Source organism: Terrabacter sp. MAHUQ-38, from assembly GCF_014518425.1.
GTDB lineage: Bacteria > Actinomycetota > Actinomycetes > Actinomycetales > Dermatophilaceae > Terrabacter.
In genome coordinates this window covers 76,991-93,545 of record NZ_JACVCU010000009.1, presented here as the reverse complement: position 1 = coordinate 93,545, position 16,555 = coordinate 76,991, and the positions used below count along the sequence as shown (strand labels likewise).

General features: G+C 70.5%; 11 protein-coding genes. 4 read left to right on the top strand and 7 right to left on the bottom strand.

Going from position 1 to position 16,555, the window contains the following annotated elements; all coding sequences use genetic code 11:
* The first annotated feature begins 29 nt into the window (after positions 1 to 29).
* Genes H9I49_RS22915 through H9I49_RS22905 form a run of 3 tightly spaced genes read left to right on the top strand, consistent with a single transcriptional unit; the run spans position 30 to position 3,198 of the window.
* Positions 30 to 1,178: a Gfo/Idh/MocA family protein gene (locus H9I49_RS22915; protein WP_188032718.1), complete on the top strand. Its 1,149-nt coding sequence runs from the start codon at positions 30 to 32 to the stop codon at positions 1,176 to 1,178.
* Positions 1,175 to 2,335: a dihydrodipicolinate synthase family protein gene (locus H9I49_RS22910; protein WP_188032717.1), complete on the top strand. Its 1,161-nt coding sequence runs from the start codon at positions 1,175 to 1,177 to the stop codon at positions 2,333 to 2,335. Before H9I49_RS22915 ends, H9I49_RS22910 begins: the two co-directional genes overlap by 4 nt.
* Entirely contained in the window at positions 2,332 to 3,198 is an 867-nt protein-coding gene (locus tag H9I49_RS22905; RefSeq protein WP_188032716.1) for a sugar phosphate isomerase/epimerase, read from the top strand. The genes H9I49_RS22910 and H9I49_RS22905 overlap by 4 nt, the downstream gene beginning before the upstream one ends.
* On the opposite strand, the gene H9I49_RS22900 is transcribed toward H9I49_RS22905, so the two are convergent.
* The 7 genes from H9I49_RS22900 to H9I49_RS22870 form a co-directional block, all read right to left on the bottom strand.
* The gene (locus H9I49_RS22900; protein WP_188032715.1) at positions 3,167 to 5,149 is read right to left on the bottom strand and encodes a glycoside hydrolase family 43 protein; all 1,983 of its coding nucleotides are present in this window, start codon (positions 5,147 to 5,149) and stop codon (positions 3,167 to 3,169) included. The two genes, H9I49_RS22905 and H9I49_RS22900, sit on opposite strands and share 32 nt — an antisense overlap.
* A 232-nt stretch (positions 5,150 to 5,381) precedes the next feature.
* On the bottom strand, positions 5,382 to 7,103 hold the full coding sequence (locus H9I49_RS22895) for a thiamine pyrophosphate-dependent enzyme (RefSeq protein ID WP_188032714.1): 1,722 nt from the start codon (positions 7,101 to 7,103) through the stop codon (positions 5,382 to 5,384).
* Positions 7,104 to 7,234: 131 nt separating this feature from the next.
* Positions 7,235 to 9,034, bottom strand: coding sequence for a beta-galactosidase family protein (locus H9I49_RS22890; RefSeq protein ID WP_188032713.1), 1,800 nt, complete (start codon positions 9,032 to 9,034; stop codon positions 7,235 to 7,237).
* Positions 9,035 to 9,085: 51 nt separating this feature from the next.
* A complete protein-coding gene (locus tag H9I49_RS22885; RefSeq protein WP_223129137.1) occupies positions 9,086 to 11,815 on the bottom strand; it encodes a beta-galactosidase in 2,730 nt (909 codons plus the stop codon).
* Positions 11,812 to 12,729, bottom strand: coding sequence for a carbohydrate ABC transporter permease (locus tag H9I49_RS22880; protein WP_188032712.1), 918 nt, complete (start codon positions 12,727 to 12,729; stop codon positions 11,812 to 11,814). The genes H9I49_RS22885 and H9I49_RS22880 overlap by 4 nt, the downstream gene beginning before the upstream one ends.
* Complete coding sequence (locus H9I49_RS22875) at positions 12,729 to 13,700, bottom strand: carbohydrate ABC transporter permease (RefSeq protein ID WP_188032711.1); 972 nt, start codon at positions 13,698 to 13,700, stop codon at positions 12,729 to 12,731. Before H9I49_RS22875 ends, H9I49_RS22880 begins: the two co-directional genes overlap by 1 nt.
* A 4-nt stretch (positions 13,701 to 13,704) precedes the next feature.
* Positions 13,705 to 15,006: a sugar ABC transporter substrate-binding protein gene (locus H9I49_RS22870; protein ID WP_188032710.1), complete on the bottom strand. Its 1,302-nt coding sequence runs from the start codon at positions 15,004 to 15,006 to the stop codon at positions 13,705 to 13,707.
* 332 nt (positions 15,007 to 15,338) lie between these two features.
* Here H9I49_RS22870 and H9I49_RS22865 point away from each other — a divergent pair, with 332 nt between their 5' ends.
* Positions 15,339 to 16,538 (top strand): ROK family protein, encoded by a 1,200-nt coding sequence (locus H9I49_RS22865; RefSeq protein ID WP_188032709.1) that lies wholly within the window; start codon positions 15,339 to 15,341, stop codon positions 16,536 to 16,538.
* The last annotated feature ends 17 nt before the right edge of the window (positions 16,539 to 16,555 follow it).

Genomic DNA, 16,555 nt, shown 5'->3' with positions numbered 1-16,555 from the left:
AAAACGCTTTCCCACTTAGAGGAGAACTCATGGCGCGATCGATCGGCATCATCATGAACGGCGTCACGGGACGCATGGGGTACCGGCAGCACCTCGTGCGCTCGATCCTCGCGATCCGCGAGCAGGGCGGCGTCGAGCTCTCCGACGGGACTCGGGTGCAGGTTGACCCGGTTCTGGTGGGGCGCAACCCCGACAAGGTCAAGGAGATCGCCGAGCGCCACGAGGTCGACCGTTGGACGACCGACCTCGAGGCAGCCCTGGCCAACCCCGACGACACGATCTACTTCGACGCCCAGCTGACCACGGTCCGCGAGGAGTCCATCCTCAAGGCCATCGCGGCCGGCAAGCACGTCTACACCGAGAAGCCCGTCTCGGAGTCGCTCGAGGGGGCACTCCGCCTCGCCTCCGCCGCTGCCGAGGCAGGTGTCAAGCACGGCGTCGTCCACGACAAGCTCTACCTGCCGGGGCTGCTCAAGCTCAAGCGGCTCATCGACGGTGGCTTCTTCGGCCGGATCCTCTCGGTCCGGGGCGAGTTCGGCTACTGGGTCTTCGAGGGCGACTGGCAGGCCGCGCAGCGGCCCAGCTGGAACTACCGCGCGCAGGACGGCGGCGGCATGACGACCGACATGTTCTGCCACTGGAACTACGTCCTGGAGAACCTCTTCGGCCGGGTCGAGGCCGTCACCGCCAAGGCGGTCACGCACATCCCCGAGCGGTGGGACGAGCAGGGACGCAAGTACGCCGCGACGGCCGACGACGCGGCGTACGGCATCTTCGAGCTCGACGGTGGCGTCGTCGCGCAGATCAACTCGTCGTGGGCGACGCGGGTGCACCGCGACGAGCTCGTCGAGTTCCACGTCGACGGCACCCAGGGCAGCGCCGTCGCCGGCCTGCACCAGTGCGTGGTCCAGCACCGCGCCGAAACCCCGAAGCCGGTGTGGAATCCCGACCTCGTCGAGGCGACGCGGTTCCGCGACCAGTGGCACCCCGTCCCGGACAACACCGTGTTCGACAACGGGTTCAAGGCGCAGTGGGAGCAGTTCCTGCGCCACGTTGTCGGCGACGGCGACCACGCCTACGACTTCATGGCGGGTGCGCGCGGGGTGCGCCTGGCCGAGGCCGGCCTGCAGTCCTCGGCGCAGGGCCGCCGGATCGAGCTCGGGAGGCTGTCGGCATGACGTCCCTCGCCGTGCCTCGCGCCGACGGGACCTGGGAGCGGCTGCAGCTGCGTGGACCCCGCGACTGGCCGGCGACCACTGCGCCGTTCACCACGCGTGTCGCCTTCGCTGCGGCCCACGTCGTCGCCGACCCGCTCGGTGACAACGTCCCCGGAGCGCCCGCGGTCGTGGACTGGGACTCGACCCTGGCCTTCCGCCGTCACCTGTTCGCGCACGGCCTCGGCGTCGCCGAGGCCATGGACACCGCTCAGCGCGGAATGGGCCTGGACTGGGCCACGACGCAGGAGCTCATCGCCCGGTCCGCAGGGCAGGCCGCCGAGCTGGGCGCCCGGATCGCCTCCGGCGCGGGCACCGACCACCTCTCCCCCGACGTCTCGTCCCTCGACGAGGTCCTCGCCGGCTACGAGGAGCAGCTCCAGTTCGTGGAGTCCACCGGCTCACAGGCCATCATCATGGCCAGCCGCCAGCTCGCCCACCTCGCGACGGGGTTCGACGACTACGCCCGCGTCTACGACCGTCTCCTGTCACAGGCCGATCGTCCGGTCATCCTGCACTGGCTCGGCACCGCGTTCGACCCCGCGCTCGCCGGGTACTGGGGCTCGGACGACGTCGACGTCGCCACGAAGAACTTCCTCACCGTCATCGCCGACCATTCGGACAAGATCGACGGTGTCAAGGTGTCCCTGCTCGACGCCGACCACGAGAAAGGCCTGCGCGCCGCCCTCCCCGAGGAGGTTCGCCTCTACACCGGCGACGACTTCAACTACCCCGAGCTCATCAAGGGCGACGGCACGCACCACTCCGACGCCCTCCTCGGCGTCTTCGCAGCCATCGCCCCGGCGGCAGGGGCGGCACTGCAGGCCCTCGACGACGGCGACATGCCGGCATACGACGCCTACCTCGAGCCGACACTCCCGCTCGCTCGGCACGTCTTCGCCGCCCCCACGTACTACTACAAGACCGGCATCGCCTTCCTCGCCTGGCTGGGCGGGCACCAGCCGGGCTTCACCATGGTCGGCGGCCTGCACAGCGCCCGCTCGGTCCTGCATCTCGCCGAGACGCTGCGTCTCGCCGACGCTGCCGGCCTCCTGCCCGACCCGGACCTCGCGGCGCAGCGCATGGGCAGCCTCCTCGCGACCGCAGGGCTCATCCGATGACCGCCGCGCTGGAACGCTTGTCGCTCAACCAGAAGACGACCAACTCGTGGACCCTGCCCGAAGCGATCCACGGATGCGTCCGCGCCGGCCTGCACTCGATCGGCGTGTGGCGCGAACCGCTCGCCGAGATCGGTGTCGAGCAGGCCCGCACCCTGATCGACGACGCGGGGTTGCGCGTGTCGTCGTTGTGCCGTGGCGGTTTCCTCACTGCCGCAGACGATTCCGACTTCGAGGCCGCCATCGAGGAGAACCTGCGTGCGATCGACGAGGCGGCCGCTCTCGACGCCGGCTGCCTCGTCATGGTCGTCGGCGGGCTGCCGCAGGGATCGCGCGACCTGCCGGCTGCCCGGGCCCGCGTCGCCGAGGGCATCGCCCGCCTCGCCCCGGTCGCCGGCGAGCACGGCGTGCGGCTCGCCCTCGAGCCGATGCACCCGATCTTCACCGCCGACCGCGGCGTCCTGGCCACGCTCGGCGAGGCGCTCGACCTCGCCGAGGAGTTCCCCAGCGAGCAGGTGGGCGTCGTCGTCGACTCGTTCCACGTCTGGTGGGACCCACAGCTCGACGATCAGCTCGCGCGGGCGGGACGCAGCAACCGCATCGCGAGCTTCCAGGTCTGCGACTGGATCACCCCGCTCCCTGCCGACTCGCTCCTCTCGCGCGGCATGATGGGCGACGGCCACATCGACTTCGGCCACCACCTCGACCTCGTCACCGCCGCCGGCTACACCGGCGACATCGAGGTCGAGATCTTCAACGCCGACGTCTGGGCGGCCGACCCCGATGACGTCGTCGCGACGATGAAGCAGCGCTATCTCGACGTCGTCGTCGGGGTCAGCCCTGTCGGGAGACCATCAGCCAGCTGAGCTGGATGTCCGGCGACCGCGTCGGTGCGACCGTGACCACGACGGTCCCGTCCTCGCCGACAGCGATGTCGGTGTACTCCCCGCTGGTGAAGCTGCTGGTGAACAGACGCTGCTCGTCGACCACGGTCCCGTTGATGCTGACGCGAGCGGCGCGGTTGGCCCACGGCCAGGGATCCCAGAAGCCGGCGTGGACCGTGTACGTGCCGGGCTCGAGGCCGCGGAACGTGTAGACGAGGCTCTCCTTGTTCTTGGCCCAGCGCAGGGTGCTGTAGAGGCCGTCACCCGCGCCGCCGTAGGTGCCGCTGGCCCCCGTGAAGCCCCAGGTGGTGCCGGTCTGCGGGTCGACACCGAGGGGCTGCTCGGGCGCGGAGTTGAGCAGGGTTCCCTCGGTGGCGGCGGCCTGCATCGTCCGCTTCCAGTCCGCCGTCGCGGCTCCCCCGGCGTTCACGACGTACCGGAGGTTGTGGGGGACGACCACGATGTCGCGGGTGAAGCCCCGGCCGTCGGCGAGAGTGCCCTTCACCTTTGCCGGTCCGGGCTGCGCCACGGAGGCGGCGTCCCACGTCACGCCGAGCGTCTCGGTCGTGCCGGACGTCGTCACCTGCACGCTGGACGGGAGACTGCTCGTGTCGCGGAGCCACACGTGGTCGGGAAGCGCCGTGTCCATCGTCCAGCGCTCGTACGGCTGGATGTCCTCCAGCCGCCACTCCGCGTCCGGGCCGACCGTCAGGCTGCCGCCCTCGCCGAACGACATCGGCATCCACACGTACGGCGCCGTCGCCAGCGAGCTGGGGGTCCAGCGGTCGGCCATGAAGGCGAACCTGTTGCTGTCACGGTCGAGCGGGATCACGTTGGTGCTCTGCGACCGGAACGTGTCGGCGGCACCCGCGGGAAGGACGGGGTTGCCCTTGTCCGTCCACGTTCCGAGGATGTCGGTCGCCGTCGCGTACCTGGCGGGGTTGGGGTCCCAGCCGGTGGCTCCGGAGGTCACGAGGTAGTAGGAGCCGTCGGACTTGAACATGGCGGGTGCCTCCCGCTGGCTGCACGGCAGGGTCCGCACGAAGTCCTTGCCCTGCACGGCCTTGTCGGGCGGCGCGGAAAGGTACGTGTAGTCGGCGTTGAGCTTGGAGATGTACATCGTCCGGTTCTCCTCGGACGAGTAGATGATGTATGCCGTCCCGTCGTCATCGACGAAGAGGTTCATGTCGCGCGCCATCCCACCTGAGGGGTCGAAGGCCGCAGACGAGCCGCACCAGGGAACCGAGTCACTGGGCACCCGGTTGAGCCGGTAGGAGTCGATCCAGCGGAAGGGTCCCTTGGGCGACCTGCTCACGGCCACGCCGGCTTCGGCACGGGCGTACGTGGACGTGCTGGTCGGCGAGGACGGTCCGTCGGAGTGGACCCACATGACCCACATGCCGGTGGCCTCGTTGTAGATGACCTTGGGTCGCTCGAGGATGGAGGGAGCCGCCCACCCGTCGGTGCGCACCTTGTTGGTGGACAGGTCGCGCCACACGACCTCGCGCTGCTCCGGCGTGTAGGGCCGGTACAGGGAGGCGAAGTACGGGTCGTCGGTGAACTGGTCCTTCGAGCTCATGGCCCGCAGGGCGAGGCCTTCGTCGCGCCAGTTGTAGAGGTCGTGGGACGAGTAGAGGTGGACGCCCGGGCTGTCGTAGTACCCCTTCGAACGGTCCTCGCCGTACCAGTACCAGATCCGTTGGCCGTCGTCGTCGACCGCAGGCACCACCTGACCGCCGTGGGCCTGGATGACGGCACCGGAGGTGTCGCGCCACTCCTCGCCGGGTCGGAAGGACGAATACCGGTGGTTCACGCTGCCGCTCTCCCTGTCCCGGGCGTTCGAGGTGCCTGCACCGGCCGCCGAGATGACGAGGCCCAGAGCGACGACCGTGGTGAGGACCCGGGCGCGACGCGCGAGCGCGCGGCGGATCACGAGGGGCCTCCCGGCAGCGTGGCGTTCTGGTCTGAACGGTGGTTGTGGGGCCTGCGGGCTGGTTCCCGTGTCGACGTCGTCACCGGATCTCCTGAGGGGAACGTGACGCCGGAGGCGCCACAGGGCACCACACAGGCAAACGCAAGCCCGCATCGGGTTCCAGACCACGCACCCAAACACACGAACTCGATCACGGCCGAACATCGCGGCACGGGTCTGCCGGGCCGCGGGCCTAGCGGCTCTCGAAGGTCTCCTTCGCCTTGGCGATCGCGAAGCCCCATCCCTGCGCGAGCGTCGGCTTCGGTGGAACCGCCACCTCCTCGGGGTTGGTCACGACGTCGAGGAGCACCGGCCCCTCCTGCCCGAGCGCCCACTCGACGGCTTCGTCGAGCTGCGCCGGATCGGTGACCCGTCGGCTCGTCAGCCCCATGGCCGCCGCCACGGCAGACAGGTCCGGGTTGTCCAGCGCCGTACCGAACTCGGGCAGGCCGCCCTGCTCCTGTTCGAGCTTGACCATCCCGAGGCTGCCGTTGTCGAAGACGACCACCACCACCGGCAAGGTGTAGGTCACCGCCGTCCGCAGGTCACCGAGCAGCATCATCAGCCCGCCGTCGCCGGCGAGCGCGACGACCGGCCGGGTGCGGTCGAGCGCCTGGGCGCCCAGCGCCATCGGGACCGCGTTCGCCATCGAGCCGAGGTTGTAGGAGCCGACGAGCCGCCGCGTGCCGCGCATCGTCACGAAGCGCGCGGCCCAGGCGGTCGACATGCCGGTGTCGCTCGTGAAGATCGTCGTGTCGGGCGCGAGCCGGTCGATGGCGGCGGCAACCGCCTCCGGCCGGATCCGCTCGTCGGGGTTGTCGAACACGGCGCGCACGCGTCCGAGCAGCTGGTGGTCGTGACGGGGGTCGAGCAGGGCTCGCTGCCGCTGGCACCACTCGGTGTATGCCGTCACCGCGGCGTCGAGGTGAGCGCGGTCGGTCCGCCGGTCAAGGCGCGGCAGGAGCGACCTGAGCGTCGCCGCCGCGTCACCGACGAGCGCGTGCTGCACCGGGGTCCGACGCCCGACGTGCTCGCCCCGGGAGTCGAGCTGGATGACGGTCTTGCCCGTCGGGTACCAGTCCCGGTATGGGAAGTCGGTGCCGATCATGACGAGGACCTCGCACGCGTCCATCGCCTGGGCCGCTGCCGGGTTGCCGATCAGGCCGGACTGTCCGACCTGGAACGGGTTGTCGCGCTCGAGGCCCTCCTTGCCCTTCAACGTCAGCACCACCGGCGCCGCCAGGACCTCGGCGAGCTCGAGCACCTCGCGCGGCGCCCCACGCGCACCGCACCCCACGAGCAGCGTCACCGGGCCGTCCTGCGAGAGGGCGGTGACGGCGGCGTCGACCTGTGCGTCCGGGGCGGCCGTCGGGAGGGCCATGGGCGCGAACGAGGACGGCATGGTGCCCTTGGGCACCTCGAGGTCGCCGACGTCACCCGGCAGGGTGAGCACCGAGACGCCCCGTCCGGCGCACGCGGCATTCACAGCCTGCTCCAGCAGGTGGGGCAGCTGCGCCGGCGAGGTGAGGCTCTGGGACCACAGGGCCACGTCGGCGAAGAGGGCGTTGTTGTCGACCTCCTGGAAGAAGTCGGTCCCGATCTCGGCGCTGGGCACCTGGCCACAGATCGCGAGAACGGGCGCTCGCGACTTCTTGGCGTCGTAGAGGCCGTTGAGCAGGTGGATCGAGCCGGGCCCGACGGTCCCCATGCAGACGCCCAACGTCCCGGTCAGCTGGGCCTGGGCGCTCACCGCGAACGCCGCCACCTCCTCATGGCGGACGCCGACCCACTCCATCCGGTCCTCCGTGCGGATCGCGTCCGTCAGCGGGTTGAGCGCGTCGCCGACGACGCCCCAGATCTGGCTCACTCCGGCGCTCGCCAGCGAGGTGATGATGTGCTCGGCCACCGTCGTCATGCGCTCTCCCTCTGCGTCGACCGGCACCGCTGACCGCTGGCCGGTGCCGGCTCTGGGTCCGTACCCATGACGCGCGATGCGCAAGCGAAGGCCCCCTCGGCGCGGGGCGCTGAACCGTCGCGGGGCGCCGGTCAGACCTCCGTCGAGCCCAGGTCAGGGGCAGGCCGGAACGACAGGTCCTCGGCGCGACCGCCGTGCAGCTCGAAGAGCACGAGGGTGTTCGCGCCCGGGAGGGTGGCGGGCCCCGGCACGTAGAGGGTGCGCTGTGGGCCTCGGCTCCAGTAGCGCCCGAGGCAGAAGCCGTTGACCCAGGCGACCCCCTTGCCCCAGGAGCCGGTGTCGAGGTGGAGGTCGGCGGCGGCCTCCAGCTCGAAGGAGGCGACGGCGAAGACTGGGCCGGTCACCGACGTCGACGTGACGGGCGTCGCGTGCGGCAGCACCGTGTCGGGCTCGAGCCGCAGCGGTCGGCTGCGCCATCCGCGCAGCTCCTCGTCGTCGAGCAGAACGGGCCCGAGGACGCCCTTGGCCTCGCCGATGCGTACGCCGTAGTTGACCCGGCCCTGGTCCTCGACGAGCAGGGTGAGCTCTGCCGGCCCACCCGCCGGGAGCGGAATGCAGAACGCCTTGTCCGACCGGGAGAGCGTGCCGACGGGCACCCGGTCCACGGCCACGATCGCGCGGTCGCGCACCTCGGCGACCGACAGCAGCACGGGGGCACCGCGAGCCGGCAGGTCGGCAGCGTAGAGCGTGAAGCCCTGGTAGTGACCGAGCTCGTCCGTCGTGGGCACGTGCGCCGTCTCGACCGGCAGCCCCAGGTGCTCGACGACGGAGGCGAGGGACGCCGACCGCTCGAGGCGCAGGGCGGGGGTCGGGGCGACGGGCCGGGTGCCCGGTGTCTCGTCCGGGACCACCGCGTGCCGTGCGATCGCCTCGCGGAAGGCCCAGTACTTCGCGGTGGGCCACCCGTCCTCCGACAGCGGGGCGTCGTAGTCGTACGACGTCACGGTGGGCTGGTAGATGCCCTTGTCGTTCGCGCCGTTGGTCAGGCCGAAGTTCGTCCCGCCGTGCACCATGTAGAGGTTCACCGACGCTCCCGCCGCGAGGAGGTCGTCGAGGTCGGCGGCCTGCCCGGCGGCGTCGGTGACGTGGTGGGGGGCGCCCCAGTGGTCGAACCAGCCGTTCCAGTACTCCATGCACATGAGCGGCCCGTCGGGCTGGGCCTCGCGCAGGATGGCCAGTCGCTCGGGCGAGCGGGACCCGAAGGTGGCCGTCTTGTGCACGTCGCCCAACCCACCCCGCTCGAACATCCCCGGGTCGGCCTGGTCACACGTGACGAGCGGCACCTCGATGCCGGCGTCGCGCATGAACGACACGATCGACTTGAGGTAGACCTCGTCGTCGCCGTACGCGCCGTACTCGTTCTCGACCTGCACGAGGATCACCGGCCCACCGCGGGTCACCTGCCGCTGCGCGACGACGGGCAGGAGCGTCTCGAACCAGGTGCGCACCGCCCGCAGGTACACCTCTTCACTCGTGCGCACCCCGACGGCGGGATCGCGGAAGAGCCAGCCGGGAAGGCCACCACCGTCCCACTCGGCGCAGATGTAGGGCCCCGGCCGGACGATGGCGAGCAGGCCCGCCTCCGCGACGAGGTCGAGGAAGCGTGGGAGGTCGAGCTGACCGTCGAAGCTCACCTGACCCGGCTGCGGCTCGTGGGCGTTCCACGGGACGTACGTCTCGATCGCGTTGAGCCCCAACATCTTCGCCTTGGCGATGCGGTCGGACCACTGGCCCGGGTGCACCCGGAAGTAGTGCAGGGCGCCCGCGATGACCCGCATCGGGTCGCCGTCGAGCAGGAAGCTCTCGGCCCCGATCTCGAATCGTCTGGGGCGGTGGTCTGTGGCCTCCGGCGCGGTGGCGCGCTCGCTCATGCGGTGTCCTCGGGTCGAGTCGGTCGGTCGGATGTCGGGCGGGGCGCGCGCTCAGCCGAGGGCTGGGGCGAGCCGGATGGCGTTCAGGGTGGACGGGTCGAAGCCGCGGGTGCCACGTACCGCCAGGGTGAGACGTGAGGCGTGGGTGGTCCAGGCGGCGGGCAGCCACAGCCGGTCCGGGTCGCCGCCGGTGAACGGCGGACGCCCGGGCCCGGTCCACAGCCGACCCAGACACTCGCCTCCGAGCCAGGCGGTGACGCGCAGGTCCTCGCCGTCGACCGCGATGACGTGTCCGTCCGGCAGCGCCGGGACGTCGACGTCGAGCCAGAGCTCGGTGCCGGGCTCGAGGGTGAGGGGCAGGTCGACCACCGCGCCGTCCTCGTCGAGGCGGGCGGCGTACCGCGTCAGCACCGTGTCGGGCTCGACCGCGCAGGACCACCCGTGCACGGGGGTCACCTGCAGGAGCTGCGGCCGCAGCGGCCGGCGGCTCGGGTCGTGGGGCACGGTCACGGTGACGCGCGAGCCGGTGCCCGCAGGCATGAGCAGCCAAGGGTCCTCGGCCGTCACGGCACGGGTCGCCCCCGAGTCGACCCGCACGAGCGCCGGTTCGCGCAGCCCCTCGAGGCGGAGGACGTGGTCGACCAGCTGGTCGAGGCCGAGGTCGCGTTCGTAGGTGATGGGGGCGCCGACCCTGGTGCTGCTCCACCCGCCGAGCGAGCGGATCGGGGCGGGAGACCCAGCCCACTGTCCCTCCGGGACCACGCGCCAGAGCGCGGTGATGTCGCGGGCGTCCCGGACCGCCCACACCGAGCCGAGTCCTCGCAGCCCGCCCAGGCGCAGCGCCGGCAGCCGCGCGTCGTCGAAGTTGGCATGGCCCCAGATCTCGACGACCGCGGTGATGGCCGTGTTCCCTTGTGCTGCAGTGACATCCACACTCTGTGTCGCACCGAATGTCGCGCTCGAGGGCAGGCACACGCCGCCGACGCGCAGGTCGAGCACGTCGCAGGCACCGACGACGAGCAGCTGGGAGACGCCGGTCAGGTCCGCGGTCGCGGCATACGTGCCCCTGCCGCGGTAGACGCCGAGGGCCTCCAACGGCGGCGCCGCGCCCGGCGCGTACGTCACGGGCGGCTGGGGCCGGCCTGCCCTGACGTTCACCTGCGACACGACGACGTCCGGCGCGGCTGCGTCCTCGCGGGTGCCTCGCTCGCCGGCGTCAGGCTCAGTGGCGGATGCCGTGTCCACCGTGGTCCGTGCGCGCACGTGCACCTCGACGTGACGCCCGGACCCGTCGCTGCCGACCACGAGCGTCTGCTCGGGACGGCCCGGCCCGGGCGCCGGCAGCGACACGGTGGCGCGGTCGCCCACGTTCGTCACCGTGCCCCCGCTCGGGGCCACGGCGTCGTGCAGACCGTGGAGCACCACGGTCACCGGCACGTCCGACGCGAACGTCAGCTCGAGCCTCCCGGCCTCGGCGGCGACCGCTACGAGATCCGCGCTGGCGAGCGCCATCGTGGCGTCGACACCCCACTCGGCGAGGGGCACGTCCAGCAGGACGAGAGGCGCCGCACCACCGGCGACGCTGAACGTCACGTCGCCGTCCGGGAGATGGGCGGTTGCGCTGCCGGCCTCGTCGCCGAGGTTGGGCACTGCCACCAGTCGCCCTCCCCCGCTGAGGTCCAACGCGGATGGGGCGCTGCTCGTGGGGAACTCGGCACTGAGCCGCACCACCGTGGCTGGATCAGCGGGGCGTGACCGGGCGAGCCGGAGGCCGAGCGTGTCGAGCACCCGGGCGAGCACCTGGGCCTCGCGGTACTCCGCTCGGGCGGCCCCCGTCGACGAGACGTAGCCGCCGAAGTCGTAGCCGTGGCTCATGAAGCTGCCCGGCCGGCCCCAGTTGCCGGTCGCCGGCGTGAACCCGAAGTTCCATCCCGACGACTGGAGGTACGGGGCGATGAGCGAGGCGCCGCTCGCCAGCAGCCGCCGCAGCGTGCGGTGGCTCCGGTTGGTCTCGGTCACGAGGAGCGGCAGGCCCAGGCCATGAGCCAGCTCGGCGTAGTGGCGCACCTCCGGCTCGATGTCGGGGCTGTCGTCCGCCGGGTAGAAGTTGAACGCGGGGATGACGCCGTCGACCTCACCGGTGGCTCCCTGCAGGTCGCCCTGACCGGCACAGGCGACGAGCGGCACGGTGATCCCGTGGTCGAGGGCCATGTCGCGCAGGGCCCCGAGATAGCCGGCACGGTCCGAGCAGTCGAAGAAGTCCAGCTCGTTCTCCAGCTGCACCATCACCACCGGGCCGCCCGCGTCGTGCTGCCGGGCGGCGAGCATCGGCATGACCTGGTCGAACCACCGCCGGACGTGGGTCAGGAACGCGGCGTCGTTCTGTCGCACGCGCAGGTCCGGGTCGAGGCCGAGCCAGGCCGGCAGGCCCCCGCCGTCCCACTCGGAGCAGATGTAGGGCCCCGGTCGCGCGATGACCATGAGCCCCACCTCGGCCGCGAGGTCGAGGAAGGCTGCGGCGTCGCCGCGACCGTCGAACGACCACTCACCCGGCGCGAGCTCGTGGAAGTTCCAGGGCAGGTAGACGTCGACGCAGTGGTACCCCGAGTCGCGCACCTGCTCGAGCCGCCGGCGCCACTCCTGTCGGGGCAGGCGGAAGTAGAACAGGGACGCACACAACAGGGTGCGAGGCGTGCCGTCGATCGTGATGCCGTCGGCATCGACCGTCACCGACGGCACCGCCGCGTCGCTCCCGGCACGGCTCGCCGTCTCCACCGTCACTTGACACCCGCACTGCCGCCGCTGATGTCCATCTCGTAGAGGTAGCGCTGGCCGAAGTAGTAGACGGCGATCATCGGGACGGTGAGCAGGATGGAGCCCACCATGACGGAGTTCCACGGCGGGGCCTGGAGAGCCTGGGACGTGCTGGTGATGTACTGCACACCGAGCGACAGCGGCATCTTCGACTCGTCGTTGAGGTAGATCAGCGGCCCCATGAAGTCACCCCAGGCGTGCGTCAGGGTGAAGATCCCGATGGCGATGAGGATCGGCCACAGCATCGGCAGCATGATCCGCCAGTAGATGGCGAAGAAGCCCAGGCCGTCGACCATCGCGGCCTCGTCGATGTCGCTCGACAGGCGCGAGACGAACTGCCGCACGAGGAAGACGTTGAAGGCGTTCGAGAAGAAGTTCGGCACGATGAGCGGCAGGAACGTGTTCACCCAGCCGAGCTCCTTGAAGAGCAGGAACTGCGGGATCATCGTGATCTGGGCGGGGATCATCATCGTGGCGATGACGACCATGAAGAGCACGTTCTTGCCGGGCGCCCGCAGGCGGGCGAACGCGTACCCGACGAGGCCGCTGGAGAGCACCTGGCCCACGACCGCCCCGAGCGAGATGAGCACGGAGTTGAGCAGGAACCGGCCCATGGGCAGCTCCGTGCCGAACACGCGCACGAAGTTCTCCCAGTGGAACTCGTGTGGCAGCACCGTGAAGGTGTTGGCGTTGACCGTCTGGTCGCTGGAGAGCGCGATCGACACGACGAACACGAGAGGCACCGACAGCAGGGCCGAGACCACGGTGAGCGTCGCGTAGGTGAACGGGGTTGCCTTGAAGGCGCGCAGCACCCGGGTCCCCCTGCCGGGACTCGGAGCGACCTCGGCCGCTGTCGTCTGGGCCTGAATGAGCACTGACATCAGCCGACCTCCGTCTCGTAGAACACCCATTTCCGCGTGGTGCGGAAGGCGAGCAGGGTGAACACCAGGATCACGGCGAACAGCAGCCAGGAGATCGCCGACGCGTAACCCATGTGGTAGAAGGAGAACGCCTCGTTGAAGAGCAGCGGCACCATCATCTGGCTCGAGTTGTTCGGCCCGCCCACGGGCTTGGTCAGGATGTAGACCTGCGAGAAGATCTGGAAGGCCCCGATCAGGCCCATCACCAGGTTGAAGAAGATGATCGGCGTGAGCTGGGGCACGGTGATGCTCCAGAACTGGCGGATGGGTCCGGCTCCGTCGACCTCGGCGGCCTCGTACAGCTCGCGCGGGATGCCGCGCATCGCGGCGAGCAGCAGCACCGTGGCGCCGCCCGCGCCCCACACCGACAGCACGATGAGGGCCGGCTTGACCCAGTCGCTGTCGAGCAGCCAGGCCGGGCCTGAGATCCCGACGAAGCCGAGGAGCTGGTTGAGCGGCCCCGACGGCGCGAGCACCATCTTGAAGATCATCGCCGTCGCGACGAGCGGGACGAGCGTCGGCAGGTAGATGAGTGTCCGGAAGGCCCGTTGGCCGCGGACCTGCTTGTTGAGCAGGTTCGCGAGCCACAGCCCGAGGGCCAGCCCGAGCGGTACCGAGATGGCCGCGTAGTAGAACGTGTTCCACAGGGCCTTCCAGAACACGGGGTCGTCACGAAGGAGCGTGACGTAGTTCTGCAGCCCCACCCATGTCGGCGCCGTGAACGTGTCCCACTCGGTCAGCGACAGGTACAGCGAGGCGATCATCGGCCCGAGGAGGAACACGAGGAACCCGACCAGCCAGGGCGAGACGAAGACGTAGAACCACATGGCCTCCCGGCGGGCCCGCGGGCTCAGCCGATGACGGCGGGGCTTCGGCGCAGGTGCCTTGTCGACCGTGGGGGGCGGTGTTCGCCCCAGCGTGGTGGTGCTCATGACCTCACCCCGCAGGCTTGACGATGGTCTCCAGCTGCGACTGGATGGCGGTCAGGGCGCTCTTGGCGTCCTGCTTGCCGAGCCAGAAGTCGGCGAGGCCGTCGTCGAACGCCTTCTGCATCTCGTTCCACTCGGGGATGAACGGGGCCCGGTAGACGAACTCGCTCGACTTCGCGAAGGCCGTCATGTCGACCGGCTTGGTCATCCAGCTCGGCTTGAGGAAGGCGTCGCTCTTCTGCACCTCGATGTTGGCCGGCACGTCCTGGCCGGTGTCGATGATGACCTTCTGCGCCTCGGCGGACGTCAGGAACTCGATGGCCTTGAACGCGCCCTCCGGGTTCTTCGAGGTGCGCGAGATGGACAGCCCGCTGCCGAAGGCGGTCACGGCCTGGTCCTTGCCGCGCCACAGGGGTGCGATGTCCCAGTCGACCTTGCTGTCCTTGAGTCCGCTGATGGCCCAGAAGCCGGTCGTGTTCACGGCAACCTTGCCGCCGGCGAAGGCCTGGTCACCGCCGATGTCGGCACCCATGTCGGCGTACTGCTCCTTCGTGGGGACCACCTTGCTCTTGAAGGTCAGGTCACCGGCCCACTGGAGCGCCTCGACGACCGGGTCGCTGGTGACGGTCGGCTTGCCCGACGAGGGGTCGATGATCGTTCCGCCGTTCTGGTAGACGAAGCTCCACCACTGCGCCCACCAGCCGGCGCCGGCGTAGCCCCAGGTCTTGCCGGGCACCGTCAGCTGCTGGAAGGCGCCCTGGATCTTCGCCCAGTCCCAGTCGGGCCCCGGCGTGCCGAGTCCGGCCTTCTCGAAGGCGGCCTTGTCGTAGTAGACGATCATCGCGCCGGAGCGGTCGGGGATCGCGTAGACCTTGTCCTGGTACGAGTAGAGCTTGCCGATACTGCCGAACCGCTTCTCGAGGTCGAGCCCGGCCTTCGTGGCCAGCTCGTCGAGCGGGAGCAGCTGGTTCTTGCTCGAGTAGACGTTGACGTTCTCGGCCACCTCCATGATGTCCGGCCCCGACCCGCCGGCGATCATGGTCTGCACCTTCTGCGCGTAGCCGTCAGAGGGGATCAGCTGCAGCTTGACCGAGAGGTCCGGGTACTTCTTGACGAGCAGGTCGATGCGCTGCTGGTAGGCCTTCCGATCGGGTTCACCGCCCCACACGGTCATGACGAGCGGCCCGCCGCTCCCCTTGCTGCCCGTGTCGCTGTCGGCGCCGCACGCGGTGAGCGTGATGACGCCGGCCGCCGCGGCGGTGAACCCGAGGAATCCCCTGCGCGTGACGTGCGTGCTTCCGATGGCCATGGCCTGCCTCCTTGCTGACCGGAGGTCGGACGCGCCAGTGCGCCGACCTTCTCTACGGGTTATTATTACCATTGGAATTAATCAGCGCGCCAGAGCTGCGGTCCACCAGATGGGACCCGCTCCCGGGCGGAGCGACGGCGCTCGCAGCACGAGAAGGTGGGATGCCGTATGCCGTCGCGTTCCGAACGCCGCCGCCGGCCGGCCTCGTACGCCGGCTCCCCTGCGTACCCGCCGACGCGACGGGAGGCGACGGTTACGCTGGCGCCGAACGGCACGGACGAGTCGCTGCCGGCCGAGCAGAGGCCCGTCCACGGCCTCACCAATGGGGGGTCATGACCGCGCGTTCCGCAGCAGACATCCGCCGCGGCAACCTCTTCGAGGTGCTCCGGCGTGTCTCCGTCGGCGGCCCCCTGAGCCGGCAGGACATCGTGACGGCGTCGAGCCTCAGCATGGCGACCGTGGCGAGCATCGTCTCCGAGCTCATCCAGCTCGGCCTGCTGACCGAGTCCGAGACCGTGCGACGTGCCACCGGCCGCCCGTTGACCCGGCTCACCGTCAACCCCGCGTTCGGGCTGTTCATCGGCGTCGACGTGGCCGAGACCTACATCCACGCGTCGCTCTTCGACTCCGCCTTCGACGCACGCGCCGAGGAGCACATGGCAGTCGTCGACCCGGTCGGCGACCCGGCCGGGGTCGTGCAGCAGATCGGCGAGCTCGTGCGCCGTCTGTCCGACCGTGCCAACGGAGACCAGGTCCGGGGGGTGGGCATCTGCGTGCCCGGGCTCGTCGACGATGCCGACGGAGTCTCGGTGTTCGCTCCCAACTGGGCCTGGCGCCAGGTCCCCGTGCGGCGCATGCTCGCAGAGCAGTTCAGCCACCCGGTGCACCTCGACAACCCCCTCCGCGCGCTCGTCGTGAGCGAGCTCTGGCGCGAGCCGGGCCTCGGTGGCAAGAACCTGGCCGTCGTCAACCTCGGCACGGGCGTCGGCGCCGGCCTGGCCTTCGGTGGCGACCTCTACCGCGGCACGTCCAACAGCGCCGGCGAATGGGGCCACACCACCGTCGTGCTCGACGGGTGGGCCTGCCGCTGCGGCTCGAGCGGCTGCATCGAGGCGTACGTCGGCGCACCCGGGCTGCTGCGCCACCTCCAGGAGGCCGATCCCGGCCACCGGGCCCTGCGCCTGGGCCAGACCGAGGCGATCACCGAGCTCGCGAGGTCGTTCTCGGCAGGCGATCCGGCCGCGGTCGCCGCCGTCCAGGCGGGCGGTCGCTACCTGGGGGCCGGCCTCGGGAGCCTCGTCAACGTGGTCAACCCCGACGCGGTCGTCCTCGTGGGGTGGGTCAGCGACCTGCTCGGCGACGCCCTGCTCGCGGCTGCGCGCCACGACGCCGAGTCGCACGCGCTCGTCCGGCCGCTGGCCGCTGTCGACTTCAGCGTGCGGTCGGGCGTCGGCAACCCGGTCGCACGCGGGGCTGCCACGTTCGCGCTGGAGGCTGCCCTGACTCACGACCACACGGAGGGCACCCGCTGACGGCTCGACCCTTGTGA

Coding starts and splice junctions, on each gene's coding strand:
- H9I49_RS22915 (WP_188032718.1), top strand. CDS start 30: ATGGCGCGATCGATCGGCATCATCATGAACGGCGTCACGGGACGCATG.
- H9I49_RS22910 (WP_188032717.1), top strand. CDS start 1,175: ATGACGTCCCTCGCCGTGCCTCGCGCCGACGGGACCTGGGAGCGGCTG.
- H9I49_RS22905 (WP_188032716.1), top strand. CDS start 2,332: ATGACCGCCGCGCTGGAACGCTTGTCGCTCAACCAGAAGACGACCAAC.
- H9I49_RS22895 (WP_188032714.1), bottom strand. CDS start 7,103: ATGACGACGGTGGCCGAGCACATCATCACCTCGCTGGCGAGCGCCGGA.
- H9I49_RS22890 (WP_188032713.1), bottom strand. CDS start 9,034: ATGAGCGAGCGCGCCACCGCGCCGGAGGCCACAGACCACCGCCCCAGA.
- H9I49_RS22880 (WP_188032712.1), bottom strand. CDS start 12,729: ATGTCAGTGCTCATTCAGGCCCAGACGACAGCGGCCGAGGTCGCTCCG.
- H9I49_RS22875 (WP_188032711.1), bottom strand. CDS start 13,700: ATGAGCACCACCACGCTGGGGCGAACACCGCCCCCCACGGTCGACAAG.
- H9I49_RS22870 (WP_188032710.1), bottom strand. CDS start 15,006: ATGGCCATCGGAAGCACGCACGTCACGCGCAGGGGATTCCTCGGGTTC.
- H9I49_RS22865 (WP_188032709.1), top strand. CDS start 15,339: ATGACCGCGCGTTCCGCAGCAGACATCCGCCGCGGCAACCTCTTCGAG.